This is a genomic window from Lentibacter algarum (assembly GCF_040580765.1).
In the GTDB taxonomy this organism is placed as follows: Bacteria; Pseudomonadota; Alphaproteobacteria; order Rhodobacterales; family Rhodobacteraceae; genus Lentibacter; species Lentibacter algarum.
In genome coordinates this window covers 1707192-1723571 of the sequence record NZ_CP158687.1, presented here as the reverse complement: position 1 = coordinate 1723571, position 16380 = coordinate 1707192, and the positions used below count along the sequence as shown (strand labels likewise).

Annotated in this window: 15 protein-coding genes; 2 read left to right on the top strand and 13 right to left on the bottom strand. The window is 57.4% G+C overall.

Annotation, left to right across the window (positions count from 1 at the left end; all coding sequences use genetic code 11):
* Window positions 1-53 precede the first annotated feature (53 nt).
* The 13 genes from DSM117340_RS08355 to DSM117340_RS08295 form a co-directional block, all read right to left on the bottom strand.
* Window positions 54-800, bottom strand: a complete 747-nt coding sequence (locus tag DSM117340_RS08355) for an ATP-binding cassette domain-containing protein (protein WP_089890510.1) — start codon at window positions 798-800, stop codon at window positions 54-56.
* Entirely contained in the window at window positions 797-1582 is a 786-nt protein-coding gene (locus tag DSM117340_RS08350; RefSeq protein WP_089890511.1) for an ABC transporter permease, read from the bottom strand. The genes DSM117340_RS08355 and DSM117340_RS08350 overlap by 4 nt, the downstream gene beginning before the upstream one ends.
* Before the next feature lie 6 nt (window positions 1583-1588).
* Window positions 1589-2626 (bottom strand): alanine racemase, encoded by a 1038-nt coding sequence (alr, locus tag DSM117340_RS08345; protein ID WP_089890515.1) that lies wholly within the window; start codon window positions 2624-2626, stop codon window positions 1589-1591.
* A gap of 159 nt (window positions 2627-2785) precedes the next feature.
* Window positions 2786-4030 (bottom strand): peptidase T, encoded by a 1245-nt coding sequence (gene pepT / locus DSM117340_RS08340; RefSeq protein WP_089890517.1) that lies wholly within the window; start codon window positions 4028-4030, stop codon window positions 2786-2788.
* A gap of 342 nt (window positions 4031-4372) precedes the next feature.
* Window positions 4373-5860: a replicative DNA helicase gene (locus DSM117340_RS08335; RefSeq protein WP_089890520.1), complete on the bottom strand. Its 1488-nt coding sequence runs from the start codon at window positions 5858-5860 to the stop codon at window positions 4373-4375.
* Window positions 5861-6129: 269 nt separating this feature from the next.
* On the bottom strand, window positions 6130-6807 hold the full coding sequence (locus DSM117340_RS08330) for an orotate phosphoribosyltransferase (RefSeq protein ID WP_089890523.1): 678 nt from the start codon (window positions 6805-6807) through the stop codon (window positions 6130-6132).
* Window positions 6808-6875: 68 nt separating this feature from the next.
* Complete coding sequence (pyrC, locus tag DSM117340_RS08325; RefSeq protein WP_089890526.1) at window positions 6876-7916, bottom strand: dihydroorotase; 1041 nt, start codon at window positions 7914-7916, stop codon at window positions 6876-6878.
* 61 nt (window positions 7917-7977) lie between these two features.
* Window positions 7978-8928 (bottom strand): phosphoadenosine phosphosulfate reductase, encoded by a 951-nt coding sequence (locus DSM117340_RS08320; protein ID WP_177170658.1) that lies wholly within the window; start codon window positions 8926-8928, stop codon window positions 7978-7980.
* Between the two features lie 135 nt (window positions 8929-9063).
* Window positions 9064-10107, bottom strand: a complete 1044-nt coding sequence (locus tag DSM117340_RS08315) for a glycosyltransferase family 2 protein (protein WP_089890528.1) — start codon at window positions 10105-10107, stop codon at window positions 9064-9066.
* The gene (locus tag DSM117340_RS08310) at window positions 10104-10817 is read right to left on the bottom strand and encodes an FkbM family methyltransferase (protein WP_089890530.1); all 714 of its coding nucleotides are present in this window, start codon (window positions 10815-10817) and stop codon (window positions 10104-10106) included. The genes DSM117340_RS08315 and DSM117340_RS08310 overlap by 4 nt, the downstream gene beginning before the upstream one ends.
* Before the next feature lie 3 nt (window positions 10818-10820).
* Entirely contained in the window at window positions 10821-13178 is a 2358-nt protein-coding gene (locus DSM117340_RS08305) for a glycosyltransferase family 2 protein (protein ID WP_089890532.1), read from the bottom strand.
* On the bottom strand, window positions 13178-13846 hold the full coding sequence (locus DSM117340_RS08300) for a sulfotransferase family protein (RefSeq protein WP_271437481.1): 669 nt from the start codon (window positions 13844-13846) through the stop codon (window positions 13178-13180). The genes DSM117340_RS08305 and DSM117340_RS08300 overlap by 1 nt, the downstream gene beginning before the upstream one ends.
* Window positions 13843-14874, bottom strand: a complete 1032-nt coding sequence (locus tag DSM117340_RS08295) for a glycosyltransferase family 2 protein (RefSeq protein WP_089890537.1) — start codon at window positions 14872-14874, stop codon at window positions 13843-13845. The genes DSM117340_RS08300 and DSM117340_RS08295 overlap by 4 nt, the downstream gene beginning before the upstream one ends.
* 274 nt (window positions 14875-15148) lie before the next feature.
* Here DSM117340_RS08295 and DSM117340_RS08290 point away from each other — a divergent pair, with 274 nt between their 5' ends.
* Window positions 15149-15700 (top strand): YeeE/YedE thiosulfate transporter family protein, encoded by a 552-nt coding sequence (locus DSM117340_RS08290; protein ID WP_089890539.1) that lies wholly within the window; start codon window positions 15149-15151, stop codon window positions 15698-15700.
* 1 nt (window position 15701) lies between these two features.
* On the top strand, window positions 15702-16286 hold the full coding sequence (locus DSM117340_RS08285) for a YeeE/YedE thiosulfate transporter family protein (RefSeq protein ID WP_089890543.1): 585 nt from the start codon (window positions 15702-15704) through the stop codon (window positions 16284-16286).
* The last annotated feature ends 94 nt before the right edge of the window (window positions 16287-16380 follow it).

Below are 16380 nucleotides of genomic sequence, written 5' to 3'. Positions count from 1 at the left end.
TTTTCATCCTCCCCCATGATATTTCAGGAAAGAGGATGTGCGAAAGGAGGCGGTTAGCGGACGGCCTCGATCGGACCTTCGGCGCGGCCGTGGATGAATTGATCAAGATAGGGATCACCTGATGTGTCGAGTTGAGCCACAGGGCCTGTCCATTTGATCACGCCGTCGTGGAGCATAGCAATGTTGTCAGCGATAGCGCGCACAGAGCTCATGTCGTGGGTGATGGTCATGGCCGTGGCGCCCATTTCGGTGACGATCTCGCGGATGAGCTCGTTGATGACGCCTGCCATGATCGGATCAAGGCCTGTTGTTGGCTCGTCAAAAAAGATGATCTCGGGTTCGGCGGCGATGGCGCGGGCGAGGCCAACGCGTTTTTGCATGCCGCCTGAGAGCTCGGAGGGGAAGAGATCGGCTGTCTCAGGCTTGAGGCCGACGCGACGAAGCTTCTCGATGGCGATCTCGCGGGCCTCATGCTTGGGGCGCTTGAGAGCCCCGCGCAACAGGCGGAAGGCGACGTTTTGCCAGACGGGGAGGCTGTCAAAAAGTGCGCCGCCTTGAAAGAGCATCCCGAAGCGGGCGAGGAAGGCATCGCGGTCGCCTTTTTGCACATCATTGCCATCGACTGTGATCTGTCCGCTGTCGGGCGTCACAAGGCCAAGGACGGACTTGAGCATCACAGATTTGCCTGTGCCCGAGCCGCCGATGATCACCATGGAGGTGCCTTTTTCGATGGTCAGGTTGACGCCTTGCAGGACATGCTTTGATCCGAAGGCTTTGTGGACGTTTTCAAGCGTGATCATGATGTGAAAAACGCCTCTGTGAGAAGATAGTTGGCGGCGAGGATGAGCACGCTGGCAGCCACAACAGCGGCTTTGGTGGCGCGGCCGACGCCTTGGGCGCCGCGGCCTGAGTTCATGCCGTAGTAGCAGCCCATTGTGGCGATGATAAAGCCGAAGGCCGCGCCTTTGATGAGGCCTGAGGTGACATCCCAAAGTTCAAGAAAATCAACGGTGTTCTTCAGATAGGCGGCTTCGTTGAAGCCAAGCCTTGTGACGCCGACGATATAACCGCCCATGATGCCGATGGCATCGCCGACGGCGACGAGGACGGGCACAGCCAGAGTGGCGGCGAGCACGCGAGGCAGGGTGAGGTATTTCATCGGGTGGGTTGACAGGGTGGTCAGTGCATCGATCTGTTCGGTGACTTTCATGGTGCCGATTTCGGCCGCAATCGAACTGGCCACGCGCGCCGCGACCATGAGGCCACCGAGGACGGGGCCAAGCTCGCGGACCATCCCGATGGCAACGATCGAGGGCACAACCTCTTCGGCATTGAAACGCGCCCCGCCAGAGTAAATCTGCAAGGCCAGCGCGCCGCCTGTGAAGAGCGCCGTGAGGCCGACAACGGGCAGCGAGAGCCAGCCGATCTGCACAAGCGCGATCCAGAGCTCCCGACCATAAAATGGCGGGCGGAAGAGGTGTGTCACCGTTTCAAAGGCAAAGAGCGCCACGCGGCCCATGGCGGCGAGGGCGGCAAGCACGGTTGCACCGATGGCGGCGAGGGGGGAAAGAAGGAGGCTCATGCGCGTTTATCCGCCAGAATAGCGGCGCGTGTAGCGTGCGCCAAGGGACGTGAGAATCTCATAGCCGATCGTGCCTGCGGCCGTGGCCAGCGTATCAACGCCTTGCTGACGGCCCAGCAGCGTGAGAGAGGCGGGCACTTCGGGCAGATGCGTGATGTCGACTGTGATCAGATCCATCGAGACACGGCCAAGAAGAGCGCATTCGCGTTGGCCGTAGTAGAGCTTGGCTTTGCCTGAAAGTGCGCGGATGAGGCCGTCGGCATAGCCGGCAGAAAGCGTTGCAACACGGCGGGGCTGGCGGGCGACATAGCCCATGTTGTAGCCCACACTTTCGCCTGCCTCGACATCGCGCACCTGCACGACAGGCAGCTCGAGATAGGCGACGGGGAGGCCTTCTTTGTAGGGCGCGCCGCCGTAGAGGCCAACGCCTGGGCGCACCAAATCAAAGTGATAGTCTGGGCCGAGAAGAGTGCCGCCTGTGGCTGCGAGCGAGCGGGGCACATCAAGCCCATCTGTCATATCTTTGAAAACACGCAGCTGGAGCGCATTCATAGCGGACTGCGGCTCGTCCGCCGAGGAGAGATGTGACATGATCAGCGATGGGCCTTGGGCCAGCGCGAGGTCGCGCAGGGCGGCCCATTCGGCAGGCTCCATGCCGAGACGGTTCATGCCCGTGTCAAGCTGCACTCCAAAGGGCGTGCCTGGCAAGGCCTCGAGATGACGTTGGAGCTGGTCTATCGAATTGAGGAGAGGCACGAGCGAAAGGTCACCGATCATATCGGTATCCCCTGCCATGTGGCCTGAGAAAATATAGATTGTTGGGCCATCGCCGAGCTCGCGGCGTAGGGTGGCGGCCTCTTCTGCTGTCGCAACAAAGAAGCTACGAGCGCCTGCTTTGGCCAGAGCACGCGACACGGGGCCGACCCCAAGCCCGTAGGCATCTGCTTTCACGACGGCGCCTGCCTCGGTGCCCGCCAAGGCTCCAAGGGCGCGCCAGTTTTGCACCAATGCGTCAAGATCGACAGTGAGGGTTCCGCTTGCCATGGGGACTTGTCGGCAGAGGGGCCTGCGAGGTCAAGGGGGAAATGCCATTGTGGTGTTTGAAAACAGGGCGTTTCTCTTGTTTGGCGGTCGTCGGATTGGGGCTTTACCCCAACCCCCGAGGTATTTTTGGAAAGAAAAATGGCATTGGGGCGGGGCCTTCTATGGGGCGGCAGCCAGCTCGGCGAGTTTGAGAGCCATTTCTGTCGCTATGGCCATGTCCTGCACGCTGATCCACTCCAAGGGACCGTGAAGCTCCTGCATGCCCGTGAAAATATTGGGACAGGGCAGGCCCAGCTCTGTGAGGCGGGAGCCGTCTGTGCCGCCACGGATGGGAGCGGAACGGGGCGTGACGCCGATCGCACGGGCGGCGTCTTGTGCTAGGGTGACTGGGGTCATGTCTTTTTCAAGCCAGTAGCGCATATTGCGGTACTGCGGCGTGATCTCGCAGGTCAGTGTGGCGCGAGGCTCGGTGAGCTGGACAGTCTCCACCACGCTTTGCAAAAGCGCGCCTTTGGCGGCGAGGCCATCGCGCTCAAAATCACGCAGAATGAACGTCAGCGTCGCCTCGGCAGCATTGCCTACCAGATCTGTGGCCATGATGAAGCCGTCGCGGTTGTCGGATGTGTCTGGCGTTAGCGTTGTTTGTGGGAGGGTCATAAGGACTTTTGCGGCAAGATGCAGCGCGTTGACCAGCGTGCCTTTGGCTGTGCCTGGATGGATAGAGACGCCTGTAACATGAACTTTAGCGCCATCAGCCGAAAAGCTTTCGTATTCGATATTGCCGACTTCGCCGCCATCAAAAGTATAGGCGAAATCAGCGGCCAGATCACGGGGCAGATCAGGGTGAACGCCACGGCCAATTTCCTCATCGGGTGTGAAGGCGAGGCGGATTTTGCCGTGTTTAATCTCGGGATTGGCAAGAAGGTGGCGCGCGGCAGTCATAACGATGGCTACGCCAGCTTTGTCGTCTGCGCCGAGAAGAGTTGTGCCTGAGGCGGTGATGATATCATGGCCCTGTTTTGTGCCGAGATAGGACGAATTGGCGGGGGAAAGTGTCAGCTCTGGTGCGTCGGGGAAGGAGATATCGCCGCCGTTGTAGCTTTTGTGGACCACGGGTTTGACGCCTGTCGCGTTGAACTGTGGTGCCGTATCGACATGGGCAAGAAGGGCGAGCGTGGGGGCATCAGAGCCAGCGGTGCTTGGCAGCGTGGCCAGAACCGTCCCATAAGGGGTGAGCGTGACCCCTTGTGCGCCGATCTCTTTCAGCTCGCTCATTAGCAGGTGCTGCATATCAAGCTGGATATCAGTGCTTGGGCTGCTTTGGCTGTCGGCGTCAGACTGGCTATCGATCTTGCAGTAGCGGATCAGGCGGCTGGTCAGTTCATCTTGAAAGTCGTGGCTCATGTTGGTCCTTTTAGCGACAGCTTTGCAGAGTGGCACAGTTTTGTTTGGTTGGGGATATAAGGGCGGCCATGGCGAGGGCTCCTGTGAAAGCAGAACGGCGGGTGATCATAACTGCATCCACTTGTTAACCTTTGAAAAGCTTAGGAGCCATCTTATGGGTTGTCATCCACTTTTCAGCAGAAGAGCCAGAGGTGCAGTCTGAAGGCGACGGGGGAGCAAGGCTCAGATCTGATCGACAAAAGCCAAGGAGCTGGGCCACGCGCCGCGCGCACATCCCAGACCCGCTCAAAGAGGCGCCAGAGAACAGCAAGTAATCGAGGACGATAGGCGTGACTCGCTCTTTTAGAACTGATCTCCGCCGCCTTGCTGCCATGGCTTAACCAGATTGCCAAAGCGCGTGAACTGCGCCTCAAAGCTAAGCTCAACCGTGCCGATGGGGCCGTGACGCTGCTTGCCAATGATGACTTCTGCCTTGCCATGCAGGCGCGACATGCGCTCTTGCCACTCGGCCATTTTGTCGAGTTCGTGATCAGAGGGTTTTTCACGCTCGGCGTAATACTCTTCGCGGAAAACGAACATAACAACGTCGGCGTCTTGTTCGATTGAACCAGATTCGCGCAGATCTGAGAGTTGTGGGCGCTTGTCTTCGCGGCTTTCGACCTGACGGGAAAGCTGGGAGAGGGCGATCACAGGGATCTGGAGTTCTTTGGCGATCGCTTTGAGGCCCATCGAAATCTCGCCAATTTCCTGAACGCGGTTCTCTGATGTACCACGCACAAGCTGTAGGTAGTCGATGATCAGGAGGTCAAGCCCGTGGGTGCGTTTGAGGCGGCGCGCGCGTGCAGCGAGTTGCGCAATCGGGATCGCGGCGGTGTCGTCAATAAAGAGGGGGCAGGCCTCAAGCTCTTTGGCCGCATCAACAAAACGGCGGAACTCTGTTTCGTCCATGTCGCCTTGGCGGATTTTGTGGCTCGAAATTTCAGACGCCTCGGCAAGAATACGGCCCGCGAGCTGCTCGGCGCTCATTTCAAGCGAGAAGAAACCGACCACGCCGCCATCTAGCGCGCCTTCGGAGCCGTCCTGAAGTTTGCCGCGCTTGTAAGCTTTGGCGACGTTGTAGGCGATGTTGGTGGCCAGCGAGGTTTTGCCCATGGAGGGGCGGCCAGCGAGGATGAGCAAGTCGGACTTGTGCAAACCGCCGAGCATTTTGTCCATGTCCATCAGGTCTGTGGCGATGCCTGCGAGGCCGCCCTCGCGCTGATAGGCAGCGTTAGCAACATTAACTGCGTCAGTTACTGCCTTGAGAAAGCTTTGAAATCCGCTCTCTGTCTGGCCTTGCTCTGCGAGCTTGTAGAGCTGTTGCTCGGCTTCGACGATCTGTTCTTTGGGTTCGGAGGCAACATCGACCCGCGCCGCCTTGGCGCTGATTTCTTGCCCCAAGGCAATGAGATCACGGCGGATTGCGAGATCATAGATCAGCTGGGCATAGTCGCGTACGGCGAAGGCCGAGATCGCAGCACCCGCGAGGCGCGCGAGATAGGCAGGGCCGCCAAGCTCTTTGAGGCCATCGTCATCTTCAAAGAAGGCTTTGAGCGTGACGGGGGAGGCGAGATTGTTTTTGGCGATCCGCGCGGCGGCTGTTTCAAAGATCCGTGCATGCACGGGATCATAAAAATGCTTTGGCGTGATGATGCTGGCAATTTTGTCGTAGACATCATTGTTGGTTAAGAGCGCGCCAAGGAGTTGTTGCTCGGCTTCGATCGAGTGCGGCACGGACTCAGGCGAGGAAACTTCTGCACCTGTGGCGTTGAAGGCTGCGATTTCGTTCATGCCGATGCGAATCCTCTCAGATGGGTGTGTCTATGACTTGTAGGCTATGGGCACACAAAAGGCATTCTGGAAATCTCTGTGGACAGCTCTTGGGATAAGCCTGTGGGTAAGTCGGTTTGTGATACGTCACTGCTCAATAGTGTAGCACGGCGCGAGAAAACTACCAAATGTTGTAGCGCGCCGTGATTCTTGTTTGGCCGCTGTCGGCCTGCCTGTGGAAAAGTATTTTGTTTTTCTTTGGTTTGGCAGGCTTAGACAGAAATAGCGGCTTATTTCTTGTTTTCGGCCTGCCATTTGCGCGGGTCCTTGAGGAAACGCTCGACTTCGGCCAGCGTATCTTCAGAGAAGGCCTCTTGGGCGCGGGCCTCTTTAAGAACATCCCACCATGTGCAGAGGTGATGTAGGGCTACGCCGTGATCTCCAAGCGTTTTGGTGGTCTCGGGGAAAATGTCGTAATAGAAGATCACCGCTGTGTGGGCACAGGTTGCGCCTGTTTCGCGGATCGCGTCGACAAAGGAGAGCTTTGAGCCGCCGTCTGTCGTCAGATCTTCGACAAGCAGAACGCGCTCACCGGCGCTCATGGCGCCTTCGATACGGGCATTCTTGCCGTAACCTTTGGGTTTTTTACGGACGTAGGTCATTGGCAGGGCCATGCGCTCGGCCACGAGGGCGGCGAAAGGAATGCCCGCTGTCTCGCCACCTGCGATATTGTCAAAGGCTTCAAAGCCAGCGTTGCGCATCACTGTAACGGTCAGAAAATCCATCAATGTGCTGCGGATGCGCGGGAAGCTGATCAGCTTGCGACAGTCAATATAGCTTGGCGAGGGCAGACCCGAGGCGAGCGTATAGGGCTCGTCTGTGTTGAAGTTGACAGCGCCAATTTCGAGCAGCATGCGGGCTGTGAGACGGGCGATTTCTTCAGATGTGGGGTAGCTTGTCGGGATCATGTTCAGGCCTTTGCGCTTTGGGAGGGGGCAGGAGCCTCCGGCGGGGATATTTTGAGAAAGAAAAAGAGTTAGGGGGCTGACCAGTAAATTGGGCGGCCAGGAGCGAAGACCGTGACAGGGTCGGCCCCATTGGCGATGCTTGTCGGGAAAGTCACAGGCGTCTCGCTGCGGGTGAGTGTGAGTGTCTCGCTGTTCACAGGCAGCCCGTAGAAGGCGGGGCCGTGAAGGGATGCAAAGCCTTCGAGCGCCTCAAGGGCGCCTGCGTCCTCGAATGTTTGGGCAAGGCAGGCGAGCGCAACGGGCGCTGTGAAGCAGCCCGCTGAGCAGCATTCGCTTTCTTTGGCATGTGTCGGATGCGGGGCACTGTCTGTTCCCAAAAAGAACCGGGTGTCGCCTGATGTGGCAGCAGCCAGAAGCGCTTCACGGTGCTCGCGACGCTTGAGGATCGGCAAGCAGTAGTAATGCGGGCGCATGCCGCCGACGAGCATATCGTTTCGATCAAGCATGAGATGCTGAACCGTGATGGTGGCGCCGAGGCGTTCGGGGTTTGATTTGACGTATTCGGCGCCGTCCTTGGTTGTGATATGTTCCATAATCACACGCAGATCAGGCACGGACTTGCGGATCGGGTCGAGCACGCGGTCGATGAAGACAGCTTCCCGATCAAAAATGTCGATGTCTCTGTCTGTGACCTCGCCGTGAACGCAGAGGGGGCAGCCGATTTCGGCCATGCGCTCAAGCACGGCTTGGACTTTGCTGAAGTCGGCCACGCCTGAGGCGGAGTTGGTTGTGGCGCCTGCGGGATAGAGTTTGACCGCAGAAATCAGGCCCGCAGCATGGGCGGCGGCGAGATCATCGGGGTCTGTCTCTTCCGTGAGATAGAGCGTCATCAGGGGGGCAAAGCGCGCGCCCTCGGGCATGGCCGCTTCAATGCGGGCCTTGTAGGCCTCGGCATCTGCCTTTGTGACCACGGGTGGCACGAGATTTGGCATGATGATGGCGCGGGCAAAATGGCGCGTTGTTTCGGGTAAAACGGCTGCGAGCATTGCGCCGTCGCGCAGGTGCAAGTGCCAATCATCGGGGCGGGTGATGGTGAGCGTCTGTGTCATGGCGCTGCGTTTACACGCATTGGGCGGTCAGGGCTAGAGGTTTTGGTTGGCTTCGCAGGCTCTAGCTGTCGGCGCCTTCAAGCTCGGCAAGGCGGGTCTCCAGACCCTTTAAGCGACGCTCAAACGCAGGAACTCCGTCCATCCGCGTTGTGACGTTTTTGCAAAGCGCATGAGCAAGCTTGGTGCGGCCTTTGTCATCGAGGTGACGCAGCAGATTGCGCAGATATTGACGGTCTTCTCGGCGCGCGCGGGCGAGCTTGGCGAAGATTTCGGGCGTCAGGCGGCCTGTGCCGCCCAGTGCGATCAGGCGGGACAGGATTTTCATGTTGCGCAGTGAGAACTGAAGCGCGCCGCCAGCATGGCGCAGGCGCAGCTTGTGCACATTGGGACGCGTGAAAAGGGCGGCATGCATCGCATCTTCGAGCTCTTCTGGGTCATAGATGACGAAGGCCTCTTGGGCGGCGTCGATCATATCGGGCGCATAGCCATAGCGCGAAGTGAAATCCAGGCGGCGTTGACGGATAAAGCGCTCGTCCCATTCGGCGACGCGCGGATCGAGGGTTGCTTGGGGCTGCAGCGCGAGCACGCGCGCACCGGGCGCTGCGATGGAATAGGCGGCGGCGGCATAGCCACAAGGGCCCGCGCCGTAAAAGACCACATTGTCGAACTCTTCAAAGAAACCGTCATCGATGAGATCGTCAAAATAGGCATAAACCTCGCGGTCGCGAAACCATGATTGCCCATCTGACATGACCGAGAGCGAGGACCATCCCAGCACTTTGGCAACCTCCCATCCAAGTGGGTGTGCGTTGGGTGAGATACGCTGGATGCCGTCATAGCTTTCAAATGTGACAAGAAGCGTCTCGCTCCCAGCGATATAGGAGGAAAAATGCTTTTTGCCCAAGGGTTGGAAATGACCGTTCTCTTCAGACAGCTCCGCCAGAGCGGTCAGCCAGTCGCGCTTGGACATCTCGGCGAGCGAGCCTTCGAGTGTTTTTGCCAAATCCTGCATCTCTCAATACCTTTTCCGCGGGTTTGTCCCGCGCTTGAGGAAGAAATTACCGATGGATTAGGGCAGAAATGGGGAGGATACGTGCAATTTTAAAGCTCTTTGGCGCAGGTGCGTCACATTTGGCCGTGCCTCTGTCTACTCTGGTTGGCGCGATTTAAAGGCGTGACGGATCATCAGATTGGCCAAAGCCTGTGGCACGGGACGGGAGGGGGGCGTCTGAAGGAGGCGGCCAAAGAGGGCGCGATATGGCTCAAGTTCGAGCAGCTGGGAAAACCGCTTTTGACGCCATGCGACCGCTTTTTTATGAAGTTTTGAGAGGGTTTCATCCGCGTGAAGGGCCGCAAGCTCGGCTTCAAAGGCCGTCGTGAGTGCAAGGATGCTTGTGTCTTCATCCGTGTTGTAATTGCGCTCAACCCAATAGTCGACATCAAGCATCTGGTCGGAGTGAACGGCGCGGCCACGGTCGGCCTTCACGACGAAAGCTTCCATAGAGCCAAGTGCGTAATGATTGAGCTGAACGAGGGCATAGTTGGAGCGGCCATAATTGGAAAAAATCCGCCGCGTTTTGAACTGGTCGTCCAGTTCGCGACCCTCGCCATCAAACCAGCGGCTGGCGGGTAGCCTGTTTTTGTCGGGCTGGCGTGGACGGTGCACCCCGATTTTGCCGTAGGTTCCATCATTTTTGTAGAGTGTCTTGAACATCGCTGCGCGCCATGGCCATGTCATCTCCACAGGGGCGGCGCGTGTGAAATGGCGGGTCACAGGGGTGTCTTGATAATGGACCTGATCGGCATTGCCAAAGAGTCGCCATGTAAGAGTGATGGCGCTGGCCTCGGGCAGGGCGGCAAAGAGTGCGGGCAAAGTATGATCGCCAGTGTGGATATTGACGAATTCGTCGATATCAAGTGCAAGAATCCAATCGGCGTTGCGGGCGAGCTTGTGCTTTGAGGCGAGCTTGAGGCCAGTGAACTGGATGCCCCCTTTGTCATAGGGGCCATCATTGCGCAGATGGGTCAGCAGGCCAAGCGCCTCAAGCCTGTTAAGCATGCGGTCTGTGCCGTCATCGCAATTGTTTGATAAAACAAGAAAATCTGTAAACCCCACGGCTTTATGATGCGCCAACCATTCTAACAGAAAGGACGCCTCATTGCGCAGGGTCAGAACCGCGAGAGCCTTCACTTGAGCGGCCACTCCTTGCGAAAGCAGACAACCTTCTGGTCTGACCAGCGCGGGAAATAGCTGAGCCCTGCTGCATGCATCGCGTCAAAGACCGCGCGCACGCCTTCAGCGCCGATCCACTGGGGATGCAGCTCGATGATTGCTGCGCGCAAGCCGTCGTATTTGAGGTGTGGTAGCAGCTCGGCCTCGGCGCCTTCGATATCACAGATAAAGACATCAGGCTTCACATCCCGAAAGACAGTATTGAGGCCGAGCACTTCGACCTCTTCAACGGACTTCACAGGCATATTGCTCACCTCAGGAGAGAGCGATGAAGCCAGAAAGTTTTCGCGCACATAAAAGCTCTGTGGCTTGCCCTTGCGCGGAGCGAGAAGGGCGTTGTGAGTTGTGACGGTTGTCACTTCGTTGAGCGCATGCATCTGATGCTGAAAGGCGATGAGATGTGGGTTGGCCTCATAGGTATGAATGGCTTGCACTGCGCGCTTTTTGGCGAGAAATGTCGAGACGAAACCTATCCCACCGCCAAGTTCGAGCACGGTATCGCCATCGGCAACACATTTTAGCGCGGCGTTGACCTCTTTGGCCTCATAGCCGTTGAGCCGCAGGGCGCGCCTCAACTTGGGGGTCATAACGGCGGGGTCACGTGGGACCATGACACCGCGGGAATGCATCACGGGGAAGTCTGAATTGGGTGTTGCTGAACCGTCCATCTGTCAGCTCTCCATATCAAGGGCGAGGGCGTAGGCCACCCGCTCGGTTTCGCTCAGTTTCACTTTCAAGGCTTGGGCGTAGAGGTCTTGGAATTCTTGCATCTGGTGCAGCTCCTGCACTTTGTTTTCGTGCCATTTAAGGCCGTCTTGATGTAATTTTTTAAGCTTTGGATCAGTCATCAGACGCGCGTATTCGGCGCGTGCACGGGGTACGTTGCGCTTGATTGTTATGTCTTTGAAATCTGACCAATCCATACGAATCCAGTAATTCAGCCCGATGGAGCGATCGACGTGCAGGGCGCGGCCGCGCTGGCGCTTTATGAGGAAGCTTTCGGCAGAGCGCAGCGCGTAGTGATTGAGCTGCACAAGGTCATAACCAATTGTTTTCTTGGAGCTTCTCCAGCCGCCTTTAATGTAGTCTTCGGTCACATCCTTGCCTGAGCCATTGACCCACTTGAGCGCCTCGCGCTTCTCTTCGACAACCTGATTGGGCCTGTGGCAGGAAATCTTGCGATAGGCGTCAAGATTTTGAAACATGGACTTGAAGCCCCAGACGGTGTGCGGCTTGGGGCAATACTTGGGTGCGCAGGTGTCAAATTGCTCGATCACAAAGTCATCCGAGAGCTTGTGCACGCCGTTATGGCCAAACAGCCGCCATGTCATCGCGATATTGGTGGCATTGCCCGTGGCTTTGAAAAGATCATCCAGTGTGCCGTTGCCTGTGCGTACATTGATGAATTCATCGACATCAATATGGATAATCCACTCTGCATTTTTGATCACAGGCTCGCTTTGGGAGTTGTTCAGCGCGTATTGCTGGGGCGATTTGCCCTTCCAGTCGTTGTTGTCGCGGTGCTGAAGCACGCCCATCTCTTGTAAGTGGTCAAGCAGTTCGGTTGTGCCGTCTTCGCAGCCGTTGGTGTAGATCAGGAAGTTATCCACGCCCATCGCGCGGTGATAGGCGACCCATTCGACAATATAGGGCGCTTCGTTTTTCATGCACCCCACAATGACATTGCCTGTGTTGCCCTCGGGCAGAGTGCGCATCGGCACTTCAGAGTAGGCGGCGGCGAGCTCTTCTTCATTGACGCGGCCCATATCGTTATGGGGGCGGATGTGGGTCGATAGTACGATCTGGTGGTTGACCTTGAGCTTGTCGAGCACCTTCTGTTTCTGCTCTTTTGTGCCGCCGCCGATGTGTTCGTCGGCCACGACATCATCAAAATGTGTGGCTTCTTCGTTGATCTGGTTGGCCTCGGCCAGAAGCTCTGCCACGGGGGTCGAGTTGTTGCGAATGCGGTGGGCAAAGGCAGCAAGGTACTGGCTTGCGCGGTAGCCTTTTGTGCCGTCGGCTTCCTCCCAGTCCTTGAGCTTGGCATCAGGTGCAAGCGCCTCGGCGAGGGCAGGGAAGCGCTTGATCAGGCTTTTGTTGCTGGCCGCGAAGTGTTTTGAGACCGCCCCAAGGCTTCCGGGTGCGATGGGCGCGCCGGGTTCGCGTAGATCGCCTGTGAGGGTGCGCCAGAGATCGCGGGGTGTGAAGAACTCTTTGGCCTTCATATAGGCGATGACGAGTTCGTTGAACTGGCGCACGCGGGTCACGGATACAGCAGAATGTAATCCCTCGGGTTTGTTCGGGTCGACCTTGCCGAGCGCATCGGTGAGGCCGAGAATTTCGTTAAGCTCGGCGGGGGCATCTTCCGAAAGGAGCGCCGCGCGATCGAGGGGGCGCAGGCTGACGCTGTCTTTGCCAAAGACATCTTCCCATGTTTTCACCATACCCTCATAGTCGAGCCATGGGGCGGGGTGCTGAATGTCGTTAAAGAGGCCATAGTAAGGCTCGTTTTCTCCGCGCAGGGCGAGGGCGCTGCCCCACCAGTCCTTGCCTTTGGCGAGGCTCATTTCGGCCTCAAGGCTGGCGCGGCGGCCTTCCATGACTTTGTTGGCATAAAGCGGCGCGAGGATGCGCGCCTGCTCGTCCACGTGAGCGGTGATATGAATGTCGTCCGAGACAGTATTCAAAAGCGCTTTCAGGCGCTTAAGTTCAGAATCTGATGTGAGCATAGAGCCGATTTGGCCATTGGCGAGCACCAGCATTTTGGGGCTGTCCTCTTCCTTCGCGCGCTTGAGCTGAAGGGCGATCTCGTCATAGAGAGCCTTTTGTGCCAAGGGGCTTGAGAAGCCGCGCTTGAAGCGGATTACTCCCACGGCGTCAGGGTCGGCACAGGCCATGTAGAGGCGGATATGGTTCCAATCAGGGCATAGAATACCTGACTTGGCCAAGAGCGCGTTCTTCTTTTTGAGAATGGTACGGAAGCGGTCTGAGCTTTCCGCTGTGGGGCCTATGAGGAGATGAATGCGCATTAGGTCTCTGTCAGTTCTGGCTGAAGGTCAGGGGTGGCTTCGGGAACAGCTGCGGGGCGTGCATTGGCGCGGCCCCACCACGGAAGCTTGGTGCCGATAAAGGCGCCGATTTTTTGCGGCGCGGCCTCATCGGCGATGTCAAATTCGAGAAACCTGTCGTGTCCCGCAAATACGCGGCGAATGAACGCGTAATGACCCGCGATCCAGCGGGCGAGCTGCGCTTCCTCATGGCCGTAGCCTTTGGGCAGGCCAGGGACATTGGTGTTGGGCAGGCGCAGCGTGCCCATATTGCCCCAACGCATGATAGAAGAGGCGGCGCGTGCGGGACTGCGTGTGTTGAGCATAAAGCGCGTCTCGGGGTGATGCTTTTCAATCGCTTCCAAGAGTGCCCAGTCGCTTTGCGGCCAGAGAGAGTGCTTGAGACCCGCATGGCTGAGCTCGTTAAAGGCGCGAAACTTTGAAAGGCGGGCGAGGGGGTCGCCGCTCTGGAAGTAATCCTGATAGAGTATTGTCCCAAGGTGCTGGCCGATCAGGCTTTCGTCGTCAGACTGGCGGCGATGAATCTTCCAATCGGCCGTGGCAATCGCGGCGCGGCGCAATGCGCGTGTGAGCGTGGTTGTTCCTGTCTTAGGCAGGCCAAGATTTACGATTTTGAAGCTATCACTCATGCGGACAGCCCTATAAAGGCCCGCAACTCTGCCTCGATCGGCGGGTAGGGAGAGCAGGTCTGAAGCTGTTTGCGCATGGCCTGATAGCTGTCTTGCGCCATCAGCTCCGTGAGCTTGGCCTTGTGCAGCGTCACGCATTCTTCATGCAGATCCGCGATCCCGTCGAGCGCCTTGAGGCGGTCCATCTCGGCTTTAAGTGGCGCTGAATAGCGCAGGATGCTGTCATCAAAATAGGCGTTGTCGTTGCGCTCGCGCCAGTAGGTATCATCAAACTCGCGAAACTCACGGTTTACATCGCCGCGATCATTTTTGACGAGATAGCTGTCAAGCGAGCGCAGGGCGTAATGATTGAGCGTGGCAAAGTCGCGCGCGCCCTTGGTGGGAAATTTGCGAATGCGGCGCTTGTTGACGCGCTTGATAAACTGGATCGGCACGGGGCGGCCCGAGCCGTCTGTCCATTTGGGCTGTTTGCGCTTGGGGACATCCTCGTCGTGGAAGGGGCGGTGCGCGCCGTAGTAATTGAGTGGAAAGTCAGCCCGGACAAGGGATTTGACCTCAATTGCCATTTCGTTGGTCCAGATGTCTGGGTTGTGGCTGTGGAGGAACTGCTCGATCACTGGGGTGTCTTGGTAGGCCTCAATGCCGTCATTGCCAAAAAACTGGAAAGTGAGCGAAATCACCTGCGGATCGCCGCAAGCTTCAATCAGTGCGGGGATCGTGTGATCCCCGACATGGATATTGAGAAACTCATCCACATCGGCCACCCAGACCCAATCGGCCTGTTTGATCACAGGCTGGCGGCGCGACTTCTTGAGTGCCTCCATCTGGTAATTGCGCCCCTCTGCGGGGTTGGGCAAATGATTAACGATGCCGTGCTCTTCCAGCTTGGCGAGCAGGCGGTCTGTACCATCGGTACAATCATTGTGATAAAACAGAAAGTCGGTGACGCCGATAACGCGGTTAAAGGCGATCCATTCCAAGAGGAAAGGGCCTTCGTTCTTGACGCAAGTGAGGGCTGTGATGCGCATTATACGCACCCCGACCTTTTGCCGGAGATATCTAACATGGGCTGCCCGCCTATTTTGTGCCGCGCCTTTTTGGCATTCTGGCATCTAATTGTTTCCAAAAACTATGCCATTTGCCTGATCAGGCGTCAATCTTTGCCCGCTCACCCAGAAAAAACTGTGTGATTTTAACAAGATTGGAAACAATCAGGTCACACATGCGGAATTTGATATGTATCAAGTCGTGCGTTTGCTTGCTGTGATATTCGAGTGATGGAATGTAACAGGAGGAAACACCATGACATTGGATTGGAAAATTGGCGGCGTGCTGCTCGGGGGGGTATTTTTCCTCGCTGTGCTGCTTGTGAAGCCGATTGGCGTGAGTACGCAATTTGTCATTTTGGATGGCATCATTGGCGACGTAGTGAACAGCGAACTCGTGACCAAAACGGAAGAGGGTTATACCTCAACCAACGCCTATCTGGCAAAATCGGGCGGCAAATATGCCAAATCTGTCGCCAACCCGCTGAACTATTCGTTTATCTTTGTTCTGGCGATGATGGCTGGGGCTTTTATATCCACACGCCTGCGTGGCGGGCTTGATGCTGCTGAGCGCGGGATGCCTGAAATATGGCGCAACACCTATGGAAACAGCCAGACGAAGCGCTACCTTGTGGCCTTTTTGGGCGGTTTTATTGTGCTTTACGGCGCGCGCCTCGCTGGTGGCTGTACCTCGGGCCATATGATGAGCGGGATGATGCAGACGGCTGTGTCGGGCTATCTCTTTGCAGCGGGTGCTTTTGCTGCGGCTGTCCCCGTGGCGTTGATGATGTATCGGAAGGAGAGCTGAGATGGAAATTTTACTCGCAATTGTGATTGGCGCAGCGTTCGGCGCAGTGCTTGACCGTATCGGCGCAACCAACCCGACCTATATTGGTCGTATGCTGGCGCTGACAAACCTCAACCTGATGAAAACCATTCTGCTCGCGATCGGCACAGGCTCTGTTCTGATGTTTGCCGGCCAGATGATCGGGCTTGTGGATGTGGGCCATATGAGTGTCAAAGCCGCCTATGTCGGTGTGTTTGTAGGGGGTCTTATGCTCGGCGCAGGCTGGGCGGCCTCTGGCTTCTGCCCAGGTACGGGCGTTTGTGCAGCGGCCTCGGGACGCAAGGACGCGCTCTTCTTTATCGCTGGCGGCTTGCTTGGGGCTGCGGCCTATATGGTCACTTATCCCGCGTGGAAAGCCAGCGGCATGCTGGACGATGTCATGGGCGGAAAGACCACGCTCGGTACAGTCCCTGGCTCAAAGTTTGACGGGCTAACGGCCATGTCAGGCGATATCATCGGTATCCTGATGGGGCTGGCCTTTATTGTTATCGCTTTCGTTCTGCCTGAGCGGATTGGCGGCGGCGGCGTGGCTGTGCCTGCTGAGTAATCCCTGAAGAGACCCATGGGTAAGCGGCCTGCGTTGAAAAACGTGGGCCGTTTGCTTTTTGGCTTGGGTGCACAGGCTTAGAGCAGGGGCTGGC

Bases quoted from the DNA above. Each gene is read 5' to 3' on its own strand.
- pepT (WP_089890517.1), bottom strand. From the start codon at position 4,030: ATGAGCCACGACTTTCAAGATGAACTGACCAGCCGCCTGATCCGCTAC.
- DSM117340_RS08305 (WP_089890532.1), bottom strand. From the start codon at position 13,178: ATGCGCATTCATCTCCTCATAGGCCCCACAGCGGAAAGCTCAGACCGC.
- DSM117340_RS08295 (WP_089890537.1), bottom strand. From the start codon at position 14,874: ATGCGCATCACAGCCCTCACTTGCGTCAAGAACGAAGGCCCTTTCCTC.
- DSM117340_RS08355 (WP_089890510.1), bottom strand. From the start codon at position 800: ATGATCACGCTTGAAAACGTCCACAAAGCCTTCGGATCAAAGCATGTC.
- DSM117340_RS08320 (WP_177170658.1), bottom strand. From the start codon at position 8,928: ATGCAGGATTTGGCAAAAACACTCGAAGGCTCGCTCGCCGAGATGTCC.
- DSM117340_RS08310 (WP_089890530.1), bottom strand. From the start codon at position 10,817: ATGGACGGTTCAGCAACACCCAATTCAGACTTCCCCGTGATGCATTCC.
- DSM117340_RS08350 (WP_089890511.1), bottom strand. From the start codon at position 1,582: ATGAGCCTCCTTCTTTCCCCCCTCGCCGCCATCGGTGCAACCGTGCTT.
- DSM117340_RS08335 (WP_089890520.1), bottom strand. From the start codon at position 5,860: ATGAACGAAATCGCAGCCTTCAACGCCACAGGTGCAGAAGTTTCCTCG.
- DSM117340_RS08300 (WP_271437481.1), bottom strand. From the start codon at position 13,846: ATGAGTGATAGCTTCAAAATCGTAAATCTTGGCCTGCCTAAGACAGGA.
- DSM117340_RS08285 (WP_089890543.1), top strand. From the start codon at position 15,702: ATGGAAATTTTACTCGCAATTGTGATTGGCGCAGCGTTCGGCGCAGTG.
- DSM117340_RS08290 (WP_089890539.1), top strand. From the start codon at position 15,149: ATGACATTGGATTGGAAAATTGGCGGCGTGCTGCTCGGGGGGGTATTT.
- DSM117340_RS08330 (WP_089890523.1), bottom strand. From the start codon at position 6,807: ATGATCCCGACAAGCTACCCCACATCTGAAGAAATCGCCCGTCTCACA.
- alr (WP_089890515.1), bottom strand. From the start codon at position 2,626: ATGGCAAGCGGAACCCTCACTGTCGATCTTGACGCATTGGTGCAAAAC.
- pyrC (WP_089890526.1), bottom strand. From the start codon at position 7,916: ATGACACAGACGCTCACCATCACCCGCCCCGATGATTGGCACTTGCAC.